This is a genomic window from Mesorhizobium sp. WSM3866 (assembly GCF_002294795.1).
In the GTDB taxonomy this organism is placed as follows: domain Bacteria; phylum Pseudomonadota; class Alphaproteobacteria; order Rhizobiales; family Rhizobiaceae; genus Mesorhizobium.
Map to the genome: position 1 here is coordinate 798,164 of NZ_NSGC01000001.1, position 16,859 is coordinate 815,022.

Genomic DNA, 16,859 nt, shown 5'->3' on the forward strand with positions numbered 1-16,859 from the left:
TCCCGATCGGCGCTACCTGAGAACGCATTTCGTTTCCGGCTGATCGATGCCGAGGGTGTCGAGTTCGGAGACTTGGTGGAGATAGCCCTCCTGGGGAGATGTCGAGACGACCGATTTGGCATCGCCAAGCAGGATCGGCTGGCGAAGCTGGAGGTTCCATTTGCGGAAGGTCAGCTTCTGTCCCTTGAACGCGGCGACCGAGAAGTCGTCCGAGCGGATGTAATCGCTGATCTTTTTCGGATCGTCACCATTGGTGCGCGTGGTGGCTTCGGCGACGGCCCGCACGGCCGTCCAGGCCGACATGTCCTTGGACATCATTCGCCGGCCTGCCGTCTTCAGGAAGCGATTTTGCATTTGAATGCCGCCCCACTGTTCACTCGCGGGATGCCATGACGATGCCACAAGACCGGCCGTGCCTGCGACGAGCCGCGGCGTCCAGCTGCGGTAGGGCACGTAGGTCCCGAACACCTCGCTTTCATCGGCCACAAGCAGCACGTCATGCTCCGGCAGGTCCTGCGTGAATACCGAAATCTGTTGCTGTATCTGCGTGGCTCCGGTGTCAGTGCGGCGCGCCGTCCCGGTATCCTTGAATTCCTTCTCCGCGACGATCTGCCCGCCGAAGCGGGCTGCCGCGCGGCGCAACGCGTCGGCATAAAGGCGGTCCTCATCATGCGAGCCGTAGAGCAGCACCCAGCTCGGCCATTTCTTCACCATCAGATACTGGGCCAGAGCGTCGGCGAGCATGCTTCGCGTCGGCGCGATGTGGAAGACGTTTATGCGGCAGTCCTCCTCGCGCAGTCTGTCGTCGGTGGCGCCGACGTTGAAGATAAGCACGCCCTTGTCGCGGGCGATGTCGGCGATCGACAGCAGCTGCTTGGCCGAGAGATCCGCGATGACATAGCGGTCGCCTTTGGAAATCAACGCGTTGAATGCCTCAACCGCGTCGGCCTCCGGTTTTATCTCGGTGACGTCGAGGCTGAATTTCTGATTGATGAACCTGCCCGTGGTGTTGTTGTCGCCGATGGCGACATTGGCGCCCGCGACACCTTCGTCACGCGGCGGCTCGTCCAGCAGGGAAAGCGTCAGGCGCGGCGCGTAGGCCCGTAAATAGCGTATCTTGATTTCGGTTGTCTTCTCGTCCGGCTTGATCGCTCCGGCCGGCTGCACGGTCGGTTGCTGGGCGAACGCACGCGGAGCAGCAGCGGTCAGGGACAGAAAGCACAAAAGGGCCGCCAAGGTGCCCGACACCGCGCTTGTCATCGACAAATCACCGTTCTTGCGCCTAAGTCCGATCGTTTGCCGGACCAGCGCGAAGTCAAGGTGTCCCAAGGCGAACTTAGAGAGCCGGCGGGATTTATCAACCTCGTGAGCAGGACGTCTCCGGCTCTGCCGGCAACTGCGCAGTAAGTTCCGAACGATGCTGGCCGCGCGACGGTCCGAAGCGGCCCGGACGTATCTCAGGGAAGAGTTGCTTCGGCGAACCATTTGTCTTTCGTCGCCCCCCGCACCCCCACCGGTTCACGCAGGTTGCGCTCGGACCACGGCGCTCCTGAAGCAAAACTTGCGATTTGACGCCCTCAGCTTGACCTTGCGGCGAGGCCTGTCCTCTGATTCCCTGATCTTGGCGGGACCATCTGATTCGTTTGCTAGTTGCTCTGGCGCAGCCACTGCGTCCCGTAGAGAGATCACAATGACCGCCAAGCCGGAAATCCTGGAGATGAGACCTAAGATAACCGTTGTGGGGGTCGGTGGCGCTGGCGGAAACGCCGTCAACAACATGATCGCTGAAGGCCTGCAGGGGGTCGAGTTCGTCGTCGCCAATACCGACGCCCAGGCGCTCACCATGTCGAAGTCGCCGCGGCTGATCCAGTTGGGCGCGCATGTGACCGAAGGCTTGGGCGCCGGATCTCTCCCCCACGTCGGCAGCGCGGCCGCCGAAGAATCCATCGACGAGATCATGGATCATCTGGCGGGAACGCACATGTGTTTTATCACGGCGGGCATGGGCGGCGGCACCGGGACTGGCGCCGCGCCCGTCATTGCGCGTGCGGCGCGCGATGCCGGCATTTTGACGGTGGCCGTCGTTACCAAGCCTTTCACGTTCGAGGGCAAGCGCAGGTCCCAGGCCGCCGAAGAGGGCATAGAACGCCTTCGCGAAAGCGCCGACACCGTGATCGTCATCCCCAACCAGAACCTTTTCAGGGTCGCCGACGCCAGGACGACGTTTGCTGATGCCTTCGCTATGGCGGACCGTGTTCTCTACGCTGGTGTCGGCTGCATCACGGATCTCATCGTGAAGGAAGGCCTGATCAATCTCGATTTTGCCGACGTGAAGTCGGTGATGCGGGACATGGGCCGGGCGATGATGGGAACCGGTGAAGCCTCGGGGGAGGGCCGCGCAAGGACGGCGGCCGAGGCAGCAATCGCCAACCCGCTGCTCGATGAGGCTTCCATGACGGGCGCCAGAGGCCTGCTGGTATCGATCTGCGGCGGCACGGACATGACGCTCTTCGAGGTCGACGAAGCCGCGACACGGATACGGGAAGAGGTCGACGCCGACGCCGCCATTATCGTCGGCGCCATCTTCGACCAGGCGTTGGCCGGAAAGTTTCGGGTGTCGGTCGTCGCAACGGGTCTGCGGAAGAGCGAAGACATGCCGCAGCTTCAGCAGAGGATCGCCTGAAGCCGGCCTTCCTGGTTGGCGAGATCCCGCCGGCGAATCTCTACTCGTCGCTATGACTTGACTTGGTTGGCTTTCGGTGGCCTGCCCAGGCCCCTACGGCCGGGATGGTGGCGAGCGGATCCTAGCTAGGGTTTTCAGTCGAGCGAAGCTGGAGCAGATCAGCTGGCCATTCTTTAATAACGGGCCATTCTCTCGGCGATGAGGCCCGGGCGGGCTGCGTTTTTTTTGCTCCGGCGCCGGTGAACATTTTTCCCCTGAGACAGTTTGGAGTGCCTTGGGGAATACCGGAAAGCCACTTGGACAACACGGGATTAACGGACAGCACGACCAGTGACGCGGAGCGCTTACTCGCTGTCCGGTCCGCGGGTCTGCAGTGGATCACGGTGGCCGGCTCATATTTCGCCACTGAGGACGGCGAGCCGTGGATGCCAATCGGGCAGAATGACGCGATAAGCTGGCCTGAGCTAAATGGGCTGTTCCGGCGCAAGGACATAGCCGGCGTGGAGGCTCACCTCCGCTGGCTTAAGCAAAGCGGCGTCACCTGCCTCAGGCTGATGCTGGAATATGCTCAGGTCCGCCACCGCTACTTCGAGCGGCCGCTCGGTCGCTTCGTTCCTGCTATCGTGCGGCTGTGGGACGATCTTTTTCGTCTCTGTGAAAAGCACGGTTTGAGAATACTGCTCACCCCGTTCGATACATTTTGGCAGTGGCGGCACTGGCGTCATCACCCCTATAATCAGAGGAACGGCGGCGTGCTGGATCAGCCCTCGCGCTTTCTGGTCTGCACGGCCACGCGCCGCGCCATCAAGGCAAGGCTGGAATTCGCGGTCCGCAGATGGGGCGGCAGCGGCGCGCTCTTCGCTTGGGACCTCTGGAACGAGATCCATCCCGAGCAGGCCGAAGGCAGCGCCGACGATTTCGGCGACTTCATCCACGATCTCGGTGCTTTCGTTCGCCGGCTGGAGATTTCGCTCTACGGCCGCTCTCACCCGCAAACGGTTTCGCTCTTCGGACCGGAGCTTCGCTGGCGGGCGCACATGCCGCTCCGCGAACCTATCTTCCGGCATCCGGATCTCGACTTCGCCTCCCTCCACATCTACGAGGAAGGCACGATCGATCATCCCCGCGACACAGTGGCCCCGGCGCTCGGCCTGGGGCGGATCGTCGGCGAGGCCCTGGCCGAAACTCGCGATGGCCGGCCGTTCCTCGACAGCGAACATGGCCCGATCCATACCTTCAAGGACAAGAAGATCACGCTGCCGGAGCCGTTCGATGACGAATATTTCCGCCATATGCAATGGGCGCACCTGGCTGCCGGCGGTGCCGGTGGCGGCATGCGCTGGCCGAACCGTACGCCGCATGTGCTCACACCCGGCATGCGGCGGGCGCAGCGCTCGCTGGCGGGTTTCCTGCCGCTGATCGACTGGAGTCGGTTCCGACGTGTCCATCTCGGCGGCCGGGTGCGGGTTTCCCGCCCCGATGTCGCGGCGGTAGCCTGCGGCGACGATGCCCAGGCGGTGGCGTGGCTGGTGCCCGAAACGATCGGGCCCAACGGCATGCTGCAGGCCGACGTGCAAACCGAGCCCGTCATGATCGACCTGCCTGGGCTGGCTCCGGGTAGCTACCGCATAGTCGGCTGGGATACTGCGGCCGGCACGCAAGCGGCGGAATGGCGGGCGCAAGCGGACGGTAGGTTGAAGCTGGAGGTGCCACCGTTCGCGACCGATGTCGCGCTGGCGATTCGCCGATGCTGAGAGGGACCGAAGCCAAGCCACCTGTCCCTGCCTGCGCATTGCTTTCGGCGAGTCTGACCTGAGTATCGGCGTCTTCTGGATTTTCACGGCTGAGCGGGGAACACTTCATCCACCTCCAGGTTCGGAAGTATGCGTCATGCCCCACCCGCGGCAGCCCACTCAGCTTCGGCAATGAACGAGGACCCGATTCTTCCACTCGCTAAAGCGATCCGAGAGCGCAATGCGGTGCTCTTTGTCGGCGCTGGTGTTTCGATGAGCGTCGGGCTGCCTTCCTGGGAGAAGCTGATTGAGCGCATGGCGAGCGAACTCGGCCTGGATGGAGCAAGACCGCGTGATCGCTTCCAAACCCTGGCCGAGTATTACCGGATCAAGCACGGCAGCATCGGGCCGTTGCGCAGTTGGATGGACAGGCACTGGACCGTGACCAGGGAGAAGATTCGGGAGTCCGAACTGCATCGTCTGATCGTCGCGCTGGATTTTCCGGTGATCTACACCACCAACTATGACCGGAACCTCGAAGTCGCCTTTGAGATACACGGCCGCGCATACGTGAAGGTGGCCAATGCTCGGGATGTCTCGAAGGCTCGCCGGGACGTCGCGTGCATCGTGAAATTCCACGGCGACTTCGATGACGATTCCTCGCTGGTCCTTACGGAAACCGACTATCTCGATCGGCTATCCTTCGATTCGCCGCTCGATGTGCGGTTTCGTTCCGATGCGCTGGGCAGCACGGTTCTGTTCGTCGGCTATAGCCTGTCGGACCTGAACATCCGGCTGCTGTTGCATCGGCTTTGGCAGACATGGAACCGATCGGGCTACGAGGCGGATCGGCCGCCGTCATACATTTTCATGGCGAGCCGAGACCCCGTCGAAGAAGCCGTGCTGGGGCGTTGGGGTATTTCCGTGCTCACAGGCGACAACGACGATCCGGCACCCGGCCTCGTGAGTTTCCTCAGTCGGCTGGCCGAGGTTGTGAACGATCAGGAGATCACGCTGGGCTGAACGCCGTTCAGCACGCGGCAAGAACGAAGAATTTGCCCAACCCAAAGAGGGTTTCGGCCGTTGGTCGACCGTCCGGCCAATGCAAGGAGTAAGAATGTGCCGCAAGCCGTTAGCCCAAACGTGAATCCGGCTGCCAGCGCGGTCACATTCGACAGTTTTTTCATGGGCGGTTTCGAATGCTCCTCGCACCGGCGAAAGGATGGCGTGCGTCTCGATCTCGTGCGGGCGACTGGCCATGATTCTCACGCAGAACGCGACTATCGCGGCTGCGCGAACCTTGGGCTCAGAACTGTTCGTGACGGGCTACGCTGGCACCTGATCGAGAAGGCGCCGGGCGTGTACGATTGGTCGAGTTGGGCGCCGATGATCGAAGCGGCAAATCTCGCCGGCGTTCAGGTCATCTGGGATGTCTTTCACTACGGAACCCCCGATTATCTTGACCAGGGCGGGAAGGAGCTGATCGAGCGCTATGCCGATTTCGCAGCGGAAGCTGTCCGGTTGCATCGGGCCGTCAGCGGGAAGCCTGCGCTCGTCTGCCCGATCAACGAGATATCGTTCTTCGCCTGGGCAGTCGAAGTGGGCTATTTTCCACCGGCCGGCCCAAGGCGAAGGGGTTGGTTCAAACGCCACCTCGTCAAGGCTGCCGTGCAAGGCATACGAGCCATGCGCCAAGCGGATCCAGAATGCCGGTTCATCTGGGCCGAGCCGCTTATTCACATCGCGCCGCGCGATCGAAGCCGCGGGGAAATGCGGGCGGCTGAAAAAGTCCGTCAAGGACAGTTCGAAGCGTACGACATGCTGATGGGGCACGTCGAGCCGCAGCTTGGCGGCAGCGAAGATCTCATCGATGTCATCGGTCTGAATTTTTACCCGCACAATCAGTGGTACCTGCACGGGCCAACAATCCCGATGGGGCATCACGAATGCCGGGCTCTGTCGGAAATGCTCGTCGAGGTCGCCCAACGCTACCGACAGCCGATGTACATTGCAGAGACCGGTGCGGAAGGATCGGGAGGCCCGGCATGGCTTCACTATGTGTGCGACGAGGTGCGGGACGCCGTGAGCCAAGGCGCGCCGGTGGAGGGAATCTGCCTTTATCCGATTACGGCTTACCCGGGATGGGACAATTCACGCCACGCCGAAGTTGGCCTTTTCTCCGTCATCCATGCGGATGGATCGCGCCGCACCCGTCAGCCCATGGCCGATGAACTGGCGAGGCAGCAGAGGCTGTTTGGCCAGCGTTCTCGACCCACGCAGCCTTTGCCGGAGTAGCAAGCGGCTTTAGCCCGGCACAGCCATTGCCGGCTGCAAGGCGCCTCCAATTGGGACCGTCTTCTGAATGCGGGCGAAAGTAGCCAGAGCCTGACCCACGACCTGGTCCATATTGTAATAGCGGTATGTCGCAAGGCGGCCGACAAACCAGACATCCGGGCGACTGGCGGACAAGGCTTCATATTGCTTGTAGAGCGCTTCGTTTTCCGGCCTGGGCACCGGGTAATACGGATCGCCAATGTCGGTCGGGTATTCATAGGTGAGGCTTGTCCGGGCGTTCTTCTGGCCGGTCAGATGCTTGTACTCGGTGATCCGGGTGAAGTCCTCCGTTTGCGGATAGTTGACCACAGCGACCGGCTGGAACTGTTCGCATTCGACGGTCACGTGCTCGAAACGCAGTGAGCGATACGGCAGACGGCCAAGTCTCCAGTCGAAGAATTCGTCGACAGGGCCGGTGTAGATCAGCTTGCGGAACGGAATCCGGTCCCGGACCTCACGATAATCCGTCTGCAGCATGATCTTGATATTGGGATGGTTGAGCATGCGCTCGAACATGCGCGTGTACCCGTTCGCGGGCATGTGCTGGAAGCTGTCGCCGAAGTAGCGGTCGTCGCGGTTGGTCCTGGTCGGAACCCGGGCGGTTACCGATTTGCTAAGCTGGGAGGGGTCTACGCCCCATTGCTTCCTGGTGTAGCCGCGGAAGAATTTCTCATAGAGTTCCCGCCCGACAGTGCTGACCACGACGTCCTCGGCCGTGTGGACTTCCTCGATGGTCTCGCGGCGAGACGCGAAGAAGTCTTCCAGTTCCACCGGATCCAAATCGAGACCATAGAGGCGGTTGATCGTATCGAGATTGATGGGGATCGGGAGAAGCATTCCGTCGACCGCCGCCAGCACACGATGTTCATACGGCCGCCATGTCGTGAAGTGTGACAGATAATCCACGATGGACCGCGCATTTGTATGGAATATGTGCGGCCCGTAGCGGTGGATGAGGATGCCTGCTTCGTCGTAGCAGTCATAGGCGTTACCCCCGATGTGATTGCGGCGATCGATGAGGAGAACGCTTTCTCCCCGCTGCGAGGCAATCCGTTCGGCGAGAACGCTGCCGGCGAAGCCGGCGCCGACGATCAGCCAGTCGAACATGGTCAGGCGCTCCTGCGGAACGGGACGACCTTTTTCCGAGCACTGGCGTTCCTGATATGAGCGGCCATGCCATTCCATGTGCGCTTCCAGGACATGTCCCGGAGATAGGCATCGACCTGCTGAAGCCGCGCCTCGCGCGATTGGGTAAGGACGGATCGCAGCTTGATGTCGACGTCCTCGGCGTCCACTATGTCGACGAGCCCGGCTGCGCCGTAGGTTCGCACAACATCGACAATTGCTGTTGAAACCACCGGCAGGCCAGCGGCGAGGAACTCCGGCGTTTTTGTCGGGCTGATGAAGCGTGTGGCCTCGTTGAGCGCGAACGGCATCCAGCCGGCGTCCCAGTGGCGCAGATAATCTGGAAGATCGGCATAGGCTTTCCCGCCGAGCCAATGCAGATTGCCCGCTGTCGGCAGGCTGCTCGGGTCGATCTTGACCACCGGACCGAGCATGACGAAATGCACGTCCGGCATGGCCTTGGAGGCCTGGGCCACGAGATCGATGTCGAGGCGCTCGTCGATGACGCCGAAGAAGCCCACCCGTGGATGAGGAATGCCGAATTGATCGGCCGGGTCCTTGCCGGGTGTCCTTGCCTTGTGGAAGTGGCTGACGTCGATGCTGCTCGGAAACGGATAGATGGCACGGTGCTGGCAGCGCTTCGCTTCAAAGAGGCTCAAGCCGCCGGTGAAGACCACGTCGGCACGCCCGAAGAGGGCTCGCTCCATCATGGCCAACTCGGTTGGCGCATTCTTGAACGCCGAAAGTTCGTCCATGCAGTCATAGACGCAGACATCGCAATTGATGTGCGCGCTGAAGCGTAGGGCCATGGGCGTGTAGTACCAGGCGGTCAGGTTAGTGTGCGGCGTCGAAGCGATGATCCGGTCGAGATATTTGCGCTGCACGGCATCAGCTCTGGCCGGGCTTGTGCCAATTGGAAGCAGAGGAGTCGCGACCCGAATTGCCGGCGCCACTTCTGAGAAACGCATCGAAGGATGCGAGCGCTCCTCGAAAACAGGTTCCTCGAAATAGATAATCTCATGTTCCTTCGCGGCCAAGGTAAGAATATGCTGTGGACGCTGATAGACAAAATTCCATCGTAAATGAGAGAAACATACCAGTAAGTCTTGCGTCTTGGTGGTTCTTCTGCGAGTTGGTATTCTTATTGCCGAGTCCATACAAATTTCCCTAGTGGCAGCCGAAATTATATTGCGATTAACATTTGTTAATCGCAGGCAGCGGAGACGAGATCCACCTTTCCGTCTAACTTTCCGTCGAATAACTTGTTCCAGTCGCGAACCGTTAAAGCGGCGAAGGATCATGCCGCGGTGCTGCTGCCCCTTTGGGAGGTGGAGCCAAGATTCGCACGCAGGTTCTTGGGGACGGTCACTCGGTGGCCGTATTTCGGTAGCATGGGCAGCTAAGCTGTTCGACGGCTCCAACGATTCGCCTGGACCGGAGCCAAACGAGTCTCAAACGGCCGGCAATTGTTGGGGCAGGTGATGAAGATCGAGTTCGAGACGAATGTGTTCCCGCTCTTCCATCCGCAGGCGGTGGACGATCTTAAGGATCCATGCCCCGTCTTTGACGGCAGGCTTTGGCACGTCTTCGGCTCGAGCGGCACGGTAACAACCGAGAGCTGGAAGATACTTCACGCAACCGCGCCGGAGCTGCATGGTCCCTGGACGGAGCACGAGCCCATCGAGCTTCCTGTCACAGGATCGGGCGTTGCCGCGCCCGGTGTTGTCTACGAGCTCGGCGTCTTCCACATGTTCATCCAGACCGAGTTCATGAAGTCCGGCGGCCGCTGTGAGCACGCGGTGTCGAATGATGGCTTCAACTGGGTGGTGCTCAACCCGGCAATCCTGTCGATCCCTGGCACGGACGAAGATGGGATCTATGATCCGCATCCGGCGATCATCGGCGGCAAGCGCTACATCGTCTATTCCGGCATGCCGAAATTCAGTCGTGTGCCGCAACCCGATGTCTACCTGGCGCGCAGCCAGTCGGACTCGTGGTTCGGACCTTGGAAGCGGCTGGGCAAGATCCTCGACCATAGTGAGATCCCACACCACAATACGCGCGATGATCCCGACTACGAGTGGGGGATCGAAGGCGCCCAACTGGTCGAGCTCCCCGATGGCCGCGTGCTTCTGAACGCCACGTGCTTCCTTCCGCGGGGAGCGCGAGGCAGCCGACAACGCGTGTTTTTCGCCATCGCCGCCGAGGTTACCGGACCGTACGTTTCGATCGGTCCGGTTCTTGATCCAGGCGGGCCAGGAGAAAACGGTCACTCGACCGTCATGATCGAGGGCGAACAGCTCACGCTTTTTTACCAGAGCCGTGTCGCGGCGACGAACCATCGCTGGCGATATGGCCTCGCCAGATGCGATATCAGCGTCCTGTCGAAGGTTGCGTGACAGCCCAGGTTCCGGCGCGGCGGGGTTCATTTATTTCAAAGCATAGAGATAGGCCGCGATATCACGCGCCTGCTGCTCGGTGATCCTCGTCGATGGCATGGCGGTGTGCGGATTAACCTCTCTGGCGCCGCGTATCCAGCGGATCAGGTTCTCCGGATTGTTCGCCAGCACGCCGCCGATAATGACCCGGCCGGCGAGGCTGGCGTCGAGGCGCGGGCCGACCTGACCTTGCGCGCCCGGCACGCCAGGGATCGTATGGCAGCCGGAGCAGCCGTTCGCGGTCATGATCGGAATGGCGCGCGCGCCCACGCCGCCGGTTGCCGCGTCCGACTCGTGCCGGACACGATCACGCCGGTCGGCCCATAAGGCCACGGCGGCGACGGCTACGGCAACTACGATCATGGCGGCGAGGGCGCCGGCGATCAGTCTAGCCAGATCGGAGCGCATGCGTCGCCTCCCTGGTTCCGCTCTTGCTTATCCAGAGGCCGGCGAGCAGCAAAGCGGCTCCGCCATAGATCAGGCCAGCCGGAACCCACATCACCAGACCCGCAAGCTGCTGGTCCTCGATCGGGCTTAAACCCCACAGCGCTGCGCCACCGGCATTTTCCGGATACCAGAGTTTGGGCGACAGCAGCAGCAGCACGCCGAGCAGGCCGGTGTGCATCGAGGTGAAGAAGAGATGCATGACGGCGCTGCCATAGGCCTGCTGCCGACCGGAACGGGGCAGAAGCGCCCACCAGAACAGCAAGGCAGTGCCGAGGAAGCTCGCATGCTGGGTATAGTGCAGCACGCCCCGCTGCAGGGCTGCCTCGAACAGGAACGGGATGTGCCAGATCCAGATGGCGATCGCGTGGATGATTGTTGCGTTGAGAGGGCGGCTGGCGAAGGCCCAGACCGCCTGCAGCATCTTGCCATGCGTGAGCCTTCCCGTTCTCTGCCGAAACGCGACCGGTAATGCCCATACCAGTGCCGCGCCGGGGCGGGCTGCAACCAGCAGCGGAGCCGCCAGCGCCATCAGCAGCTCGTGCTCGATCATGTGAGCGGCAAAGACCCGCTCGCCGAGCGCATGGATCGGGCTGACCAGCGCTCCCGTCAGCACGCACCACCCTGCGGCGAACAGCAAGGTTTGTCGTATCCGCTCTGGTCGGCCTCGGCTGCTGCGGCGCCACAGCCGGTTGGCGCCGGTCGCATAGACCAGCGCGAGCGCGGCCAGCGGAAGCGTGATGGGAAGGGCAAGCGTCCACCCGGTCTCGGGCGCGCCGGCGCCGTAGCAGATCGAGGTCGAGAAGAACGCCTCGAAACTCATCGCAGGCACTCGTCGAGGATGAGCGCGGCGCTGGCCTGCATGACGATGACGAGGGCAAACAGCAAAGCCGAAAGCATGCCGAGATCGGCGATGAATCGCTCGGTGCTGCGTGTACGCTCCGGTTTGAAGGCGGCGCCGCCTTGCCGCTTCGCCTGCCACGACAGGACGCCGCCGAGGAGCGAAAACACCATGAGCACCAGTGCGACGGAAAGCACCACCGGGACCTGGCGATTACATTGCCAGGGCACCAGCGCGTAATTCAGCTGCGTAGAGATGGCCCAGGCCAGAGGCCCCGACACAAGACCACCCCAGGACGTTCCCAAACGCAGCGCGCGCATCAGCCTAGCCTCGGGGCCCAGTAGATGAGCAGATAGATCGGGATCCAGGTCAAGACCACGAAATCCCAGTAGAAGACGTTGTCGCCGACGTCGCCGAAACGCCGGCCGCTATAGGCGTGGCGCGTGAACATCAGCACTGTCAGAACGATCGTGTCGCCGACATCGGTGATCAGATGGATGGTGTGCAGGCCGAGCAGCACCCAGAGCATCGAGCCATAAGCGTTGGTGTCCCAATAGATGTTCAGGGCCGGAAACTCGAACCAGCGCACGATGAGCGGCGCGCTGCCGAGCAGCGACATCACCACCATGCCGATCCGCACCGGCCCGATGGCGCATTGCTTGGCGTAGCGGTTGAGGAGGTGGTTCGGCACCAGGCTGACGATGAGAAGCAGCGTCACGATCGTTCCCGGCCAATGGTTGGGCTCCGGGGCGCTCAGACGCCAGTTGGGCCACAAGGTCGCCAGATACAGATAAGCGCCGGCCGCCAGCGCAAAGCCCATTCCTTCCAATGCCATGAAACCGAGCGTACCCCACCAGGTCGAGCTGCGCGGACCAAGCCCGAAGCTTGGCAGGCCCGACAGATCGGCGGCGGGACGCTGCTTCATTCCTCGTCCTCCGGCGTATCTTTCGGCCAGAACCAGCCGATCAGGGTGATCGCGATCGGCGCGGCGCCCCAGACGATCGCCCAGGGCGTGAAGATCGAATACAGAAAGGTGCCGCCGACAGCGATCGCAGCGAACAAGGGCCAGATCGACGGCGTCGCCGATTTCTCGCGGATATCGGGATGCGCTTCCGCCACCGTCGAGATGAGGAGCTCGCGCACATCGACGCGAAGGCCGGTGGCGACGGGAAGGGCCTCGCGTTCGGCCCAGAGCGGCTCGACATTCGTGACGATTGGAATGCGCGCGAAATTATAGCTTGGAGGCGGCGAAGACGTGGCCCATTCCAGCGTGCCGGCATCCCAGGGATTGTCGCCGGCCGGCGCGCCTTTCAAGGCGCCATGCACGAGGTTGAAGGTGAACAGCACGAAGCTCAGGAAGAAGAGCACCGCGCCGCCGGTGATGAACAGGTTGATGTTCCCCCAGCCAAGCTCGGCCGGATAGGTATAGACCCTGCGCGGCATGCCCCACAGGCCGACAAGGTGCATCGGGAAGAAGGCCGCGTTGAAGCCGATGAAGGCCAGCCAGAAATGCCAGCGTCCGAGGCGCTCGCTCATCATGCGGCCGGTGATCTTGGGGAACCAGAAATAGGCGGCACCCAGCAGTGGGAAAACCGAGCCGCCGATCAGCACATAGTGGAAATGCGCGACGACGAAATAGGTGTCGTGCACCTGCAGGTCGAGCGGCACCGAGGCCAGCATGACACCGGTGAGACCGCCAATGACGAAGATGAAGAAGAAACCGAAGACGAAGAGCAACGGCGTGCGGATCACCGGTCTGCCGTCCCACAAGGTCGCCAGCCAGCAAAAGATCTGCACGCCGTTGGGAATGGCGATCAACATGCTGGATGCCGTGAAGAAGCTTGCACCGAGCTTCGGCAATCCCGTCGCGAACATGTGGTGGACCCAGAGACCGAACGACAGAAAGCCGACCGCGATCAACGACAGGACCAGCCCGAGATAGCCGAACGCCGGCCTTCGAGCGAAAGCGGGAATGATCGCGGAGACGATGCCTGTCGCCGGCAGGAAGATGATGTAGACCTCGGGGTGACCGAAGAACCAGAACAGGTGCTGGAACAGCAGGGCGTCGCCGCCCTCCGCTGGATTGAAAATATGCGTTCCGACCAGCCGGTCGAGGATCAGGAAGGTCGAGGTGATCATGACCGCCGGCATGGCGAAGACGACGACGAATGAGGTCACCAGCAACGCCCAGACATAGAGCGGGATCTTGTCCAGCGACATGCCTGCCGCACGCTGCTTCAATACGGTGACAATGGTCGCGACGGCGACCGCCAGCGATGAGACCTCGGTATAGGTGATCATCTGCGCCCACACGTCGGCGCGCTTGCCGGGACTGAATTCGGGACCTGACAGCGGCACATAGGCGAACCAGCCGACATCCGGCGCCATTGCAAGGGCGAAGGACACCCAGGCGAAGAGACCTCCCGAGACATAAATCCAATAACTGAACGCGTTCAGGCGCGGAAAGGCGATGTTGCGGCTGCCGACCATCAGCGGCACCAGATAGATGCCGGTCGCCTGCACGATGGGCACGGCAAACAGGAACATCATGGTGACGCCATGCATGGTGAACAGCTGGTTGTAGAGGTCCGGCCCGATCAGGCCGCGTTGCGGTCCCGAAAGCTGGATGCGCATGGCGACGGCGCTCAGCCCGCCCAGGCACAGAAACCCGAATGCCGTGATCAGATAGCGCCTTGCGACGACCTTGTGATCAACGCTGGACAACGCGCCGATGATGCCGGGCGGCGTCCGCCATGTGCGCGCGAGCCAGCGGTGAAGGCTGGCATCGTCCATGCCGGTGTCGCGCGGCCCATCACGTTCGGGGGCAACGTCGCCCTTGGCAGTCGCCTCACGTTCCGGCGGCAGGTCGCGTTCGCTGGCCAGGTCCGCGCTGCTCATTTCAGGCCCTCGAGATAGGCGACGATCGCGTTGAGCTCGTCGCCATTGAGCTCAACCACCGGCATGTGGGAGCCGGGCTTGATGCCTTGCGGGTCGGCTATCCAGGCGGCGAGATTGCCGCGGCTCATCGTCAAGGTTCCCGCGGCAAGTGTTTGCCGGCTGGCAATATGGGTGAGATCCGGAGCGACCGTTCCGCCCGCGGGCGTGCCGCCGATCTTGTGGCACATCACGCAGGGACGCTTGAGAAACAAGTCCGCGCCCGCCTTCGCCTCGTCGCCCGTCGGGGCCGCGGCCGGCTGCAGCTGGTCGTTCCACCAGGCGTCGAACTTTGCCCGCGGCTCGGCGATGATAAAGGTGCCCATGTTCGCATGCTGCGCGCCGCAGAACTCGGCGCACTGGCCGCGATAGGTTCCGGGCTTGTCCGCCTTGACATCCAGCACGTTCATGTGACCGGGGATGAGGTCGAGCTTGCCGGCCAGACTTGGGATCCAGAAGGAATGGATCACATCGGTCGAGGTCAGAAGAAGCCGCACCGGCTCGCCGGCGGGGATGTGGATTTCGTTCGCCGTCGTCAGGATGCGGCTCGGCGTGGCATCCTCATAGCGCACCTCCCACCACCACTGGTGCCCGGTCACCCGAATGGTGAGCGCAGCGTTCGAGCCGATTGCCGCAAGCGTCCTGTTGGCCAAGAAGCTGAGCAGGGTCAGCCCGACCAGCGTCGCTGCGGTCAGCCCGACAGCGATGACCACAACGCGCAATTTGCGATGGTCGGCGCTGGCGTCGAGCATCAGCGGCTCGGTGCGCCTGGGTGGCCGCATCAACAGCGGTGCGGCGAGAGCGATCATCACCAGCACCCACGCTACCGAGCAAAGCCCTATGAAGAACCAGATCAGCCATGCCAACTCGCTCGCCGCGGGGCCTTTCGGGTCGAGCGCCGATTGCCAGCCCGCGCATCCCTGGAGAGAAAGGACGCTTGCCGCGGCAAACGCCATCGAGGCGAGGCCTTTCACGGCGACTTCCCCAGCGTGGCGGCATCCGGCATGCGGTTTTCCGACGGATGGGGCATCATGTCGTCATTTCGCTGTGGCGCAGCGGAAGAGGGCGCGTTGCCGCTTAGCGAACGCACGAAGGCCGCCAGTTCCCAGATCTGATCGTCGGGGATCTTGTTGCGGAAGCTCGGCATGCCGTTCGGACGTCCGTCGCGGATGGTGGCGTGAATGCTTTCCATGGAGCTGCCATAGATCCACTTCTGGTCCATCAGCGCCGGGCCCATGCCGCCGCCGCCATTGGCGTGGCATCCCGAACAGTTGAACCAGCCGAACAGGCGCTTGCCCTCGCTGAGATGAAAGGCGTTCGCCTCGAAGCTCGCCGCCTTGTTGTTGCTGGGGGAGGGCCTTTGGCCGCCAGGTTCCAGCGTAGTCACGGGCGTCGGCTGCCCGCCGGAGCCGAGCGAAGATTGCGGGCGCGTGTCCCGCTCCTCGCGCTGGCATGCCGCCAAGGCGAGCGTCACGGACAGCAGCGTCGCGAGACCCAGCCTCATCGCACCGGGCTCCCGGCGATGTCGAGAAGCGGAACGCCATATTGCGTCAGAACCGCGTCGATCTCGGCCTTGTGCCTGGCGAGCGCGCTATTCACATCGCCGCGCAGTCGCTCGTCCTCGCGCCGAACGCCCATCGAGATGTCGTACATCAGTGGCAGTTGCGGTCCATCGATGCGAGGTGTGACCGGCGTGATCCGGAGCGGCACCTTTTGCTTCGTAGCGAAGTAACCGGCGAGCGGGCCCCAGACCACGGCGACGTCGACCTCGCCGCTCGCGACAGCTTCGACGATGCGCGCCGCGGGGTTGGGAGCGGAATAGTCGCCGTAGACCGGGTAGCCGACGAGATGTCCGACAATGCCGCGACGGCCGAGCGCCTGGACCGGCGGCGAATTGGCGCCGTCATCGCCGATGAGCTGAACGCCGATGCGCATGTCGCGCAGCCGTGGATCGTTAAAGGACGTTACGTCCGGTCCATCCTGTCGTGCGACAAAGACGTAGGAGGATCTGTAGTAGGGCGAGGTGGTGCGCAGCATTTCGACATTTGCCGGCGTTCCGAGCACCAGATCGCAAAGCCCCGCTTTCAGCGTGTTGCGAACGAAGCCGCGGCGCTGCGCCCACCAGGTGTAGGTAAGCTTCGCGCCAAGGTCGGCCGCAACGATCTCGGCGATCTTGTTCTCGAAGCCTTCGCCGCTGGCGTCGGAGAACGGCATGTTGTTGGGATCCGCGCAGGCGCGCAGTTCCCGCGCATTCGCCGCGCCGGCCAGAACCAGCCAGACCAACGCGACGAGACCGGTCACGAGGGCCCGCATGGCGGATCTTTTCG

16 protein-coding genes are annotated in these 16,859 nt (G+C 62.5%); 5 read left to right on the plus strand and 11 right to left on the minus strand.

Annotated features, from left to right (window positions below; translation table 11 throughout):
• Window positions 1-12: 12 nt before the first annotated feature.
• On the minus strand, window positions 13-1,260 hold the full coding sequence (locus tag CK222_RS03790) for an ABC transporter substrate-binding protein (protein WP_095799417.1): 1,248 nt from the start codon (window positions 1,258-1,260) through the stop codon (window positions 13-15).
• 430 nt (window positions 1,261-1,690) lie between these two features.
• Between CK222_RS03790 and ftsZ the strand changes: the two genes are divergently transcribed.
• From ftsZ to CK222_RS03810, 4 genes are all read left to right on the plus strand, one after another.
• Window positions 1,691-2,683 (plus strand): cell division protein FtsZ, encoded by a 993-nt coding sequence (ftsZ, locus tag CK222_RS03795; RefSeq protein ID WP_095799418.1) that lies wholly within the window; start codon window positions 1,691-1,693, stop codon window positions 2,681-2,683.
• A 500-nt stretch (window positions 2,684-3,183) separates the two neighbouring features.
• A complete protein-coding gene (locus CK222_RS03800; protein ID WP_210201928.1) occupies window positions 3,184-4,437 on the plus strand; it encodes a hypothetical protein in 1,254 nt (417 codons plus the stop codon).
• 171 nt (window positions 4,438-4,608) lie between these two features.
• Window positions 4,609-5,439, plus strand: coding sequence for an SIR2 family protein (locus CK222_RS03805; RefSeq protein ID WP_095799420.1), 831 nt, complete (start codon window positions 4,609-4,611; stop codon window positions 5,437-5,439).
• A 96-nt stretch (window positions 5,440-5,535) separates the two neighbouring features.
• Window positions 5,536-6,711: a beta-glucosidase gene (locus CK222_RS03810; protein ID WP_095799497.1), complete on the plus strand. Its 1,176-nt coding sequence runs from the start codon at window positions 5,536-5,538 to the stop codon at window positions 6,709-6,711.
• 9 nt (window positions 6,712-6,720) lie between these two features.
• Here the strand turns inward: CK222_RS03810 and glf are convergent, their stop codons facing one another.
• Both glf and CK222_RS03820 read right to left on the minus strand, forming a co-directional pair.
• A complete protein-coding gene (glf, locus tag CK222_RS03815; RefSeq protein ID WP_066993849.1) occupies window positions 6,721-7,857 on the minus strand; it encodes a UDP-galactopyranose mutase in 1,137 nt (378 codons plus the stop codon).
• 2 nt (window positions 7,858-7,859) lie between these two features.
• Window positions 7,860-9,032 carry a glycosyltransferase gene (locus tag CK222_RS03820; protein ID WP_095799421.1) on the minus strand — a complete coding sequence of 391 codons (1,173 nt, stop codon included), beginning with the start codon at window positions 9,030-9,032 and terminating at the stop codon, window positions 7,860-7,862.
• Between the two features lie 324 nt (window positions 9,033-9,356).
• Between CK222_RS03820 and CK222_RS03825 the strand changes: the two genes are divergently transcribed.
• Window positions 9,357-10,274, plus strand: a complete 918-nt coding sequence (locus CK222_RS03825) for a hypothetical protein (RefSeq protein WP_067328531.1) — start codon at window positions 9,357-9,359, stop codon at window positions 10,272-10,274.
• 30 nt (window positions 10,275-10,304) lie between these two features.
• On the opposite strand, the gene CK222_RS03830 is transcribed toward CK222_RS03825, so the two are convergent.
• The 8 genes from CK222_RS03830 to CK222_RS03865 are packed head-to-tail and all read right to left on the minus strand — an operon-like array spanning window position 10,305 to window position 16,845.
• Window positions 10,305-10,721 (minus strand): c-type cytochrome, encoded by a 417-nt coding sequence (locus CK222_RS03830; RefSeq protein ID WP_067328533.1) that lies wholly within the window; start codon window positions 10,719-10,721, stop codon window positions 10,305-10,307.
• Entirely contained in the window at window positions 10,702-11,580 is an 879-nt protein-coding gene (locus tag CK222_RS03835) for a cytochrome c oxidase assembly protein (protein WP_067328536.1), read from the minus strand. Before CK222_RS03835 ends, CK222_RS03830 begins: the two co-directional genes overlap by 20 nt.
• Entirely contained in the window at window positions 11,577-11,918 is a 342-nt protein-coding gene (locus CK222_RS03840) for a hypothetical protein (RefSeq protein ID WP_067328538.1), read from the minus strand. Before CK222_RS03840 ends, CK222_RS03835 begins: the two co-directional genes overlap by 4 nt.
• Complete coding sequence (locus CK222_RS03845; RefSeq protein WP_095799422.1) at window positions 11,918-12,523, minus strand: cytochrome c oxidase subunit 3; 606 nt, start codon at window positions 12,521-12,523, stop codon at window positions 11,918-11,920. Before CK222_RS03845 ends, CK222_RS03840 begins: the two co-directional genes overlap by 1 nt.
• Window positions 12,520-14,496: a cytochrome c oxidase subunit I gene (ctaD, locus tag CK222_RS03850; RefSeq protein WP_082954049.1), complete on the minus strand. Its 1,977-nt coding sequence runs from the start codon at window positions 14,494-14,496 to the stop codon at window positions 12,520-12,522. Before ctaD ends, CK222_RS03845 begins: the two co-directional genes overlap by 4 nt.
• Window positions 14,493-15,506: a cytochrome c oxidase subunit II gene (coxB, locus tag CK222_RS03855; RefSeq protein WP_245432955.1), complete on the minus strand. Its 1,014-nt coding sequence runs from the start codon at window positions 15,504-15,506 to the stop codon at window positions 14,493-14,495. The genes ctaD and coxB overlap by 4 nt, the downstream gene beginning before the upstream one ends.
• The gene (locus CK222_RS03860; protein ID WP_095799423.1) at window positions 15,503-16,036 is read right to left on the minus strand and encodes a c-type cytochrome; all 534 of its coding nucleotides are present in this window, start codon (window positions 16,034-16,036) and stop codon (window positions 15,503-15,505) included. The genes coxB and CK222_RS03860 overlap by 4 nt, the downstream gene beginning before the upstream one ends.
• Window positions 16,033-16,845, minus strand: a complete 813-nt coding sequence (locus CK222_RS03865; protein ID WP_245432956.1) for a substrate-binding domain-containing protein — start codon at window positions 16,843-16,845, stop codon at window positions 16,033-16,035. Before CK222_RS03865 ends, CK222_RS03860 begins: the two co-directional genes overlap by 4 nt.
• Between the last annotated feature and the right edge of the window lie 14 nt (window positions 16,846-16,859).

Bases quoted from the DNA above. Each gene is read 5' to 3' on its own strand.
- CK222_RS03790 (WP_095799417.1), bottom strand. From the start codon at position 1,260: ATGACAAGCGCGGTGTCGGGCACCTTGGCGGCCCTTTTGTGCTTTCTG.
- CK222_RS03845 (WP_095799422.1), bottom strand. From the start codon at position 12,523: ATGAAGCAGCGTCCCGCCGCCGATCTGTCGGGCCTGCCAAGCTTCGGG.
- CK222_RS03835 (WP_067328536.1), bottom strand. From the start codon at position 11,580: ATGAGTTTCGAGGCGTTCTTCTCGACCTCGATCTGCTACGGCGCCGGC.
- glf (WP_066993849.1), bottom strand. From the start codon at position 7,857: ATGTTCGACTGGCTGATCGTCGGCGCCGGCTTCGCCGGCAGCGTTCTC.
- CK222_RS03820 (WP_095799421.1), bottom strand. From the start codon at position 9,032: ATGGACTCGGCAATAAGAATACCAACTCGCAGAAGAACCACCAAGACG.
- CK222_RS03830 (WP_067328533.1), bottom strand. From the start codon at position 10,721: ATGCGCTCCGATCTGGCTAGACTGATCGCCGGCGCCCTCGCCGCCATG.
- CK222_RS03825 (WP_067328531.1), top strand. From the start codon at position 9,357: ATGAAGATCGAGTTCGAGACGAATGTGTTCCCGCTCTTCCATCCGCAG.
- CK222_RS03860 (WP_095799423.1), bottom strand. From the start codon at position 16,036: ATGAGGCTGGGTCTCGCGACGCTGCTGTCCGTGACGCTCGCCTTGGCG.
- CK222_RS03840 (WP_067328538.1), bottom strand. From the start codon at position 11,918: ATGCGCGCGCTGCGTTTGGGAACGTCCTGGGGTGGTCTTGTGTCGGGG.
- CK222_RS03805 (WP_095799420.1), top strand. From the start codon at position 4,609: ATGAACGAGGACCCGATTCTTCCACTCGCTAAAGCGATCCGAGAGCGC.
- CK222_RS03865 (WP_245432956.1), bottom strand. From the start codon at position 16,845: ATGCGGGCCCTCGTGACCGGTCTCGTCGCGTTGGTCTGGCTGGTTCTG.
- ftsZ (WP_095799418.1), top strand. From the start codon at position 1,691: ATGACCGCCAAGCCGGAAATCCTGGAGATGAGACCTAAGATAACCGTT.
- ctaD (WP_082954049.1), bottom strand. From the start codon at position 14,496: ATGAGCAGCGCGGACCTGGCCAGCGAACGCGACCTGCCGCCGGAACGT.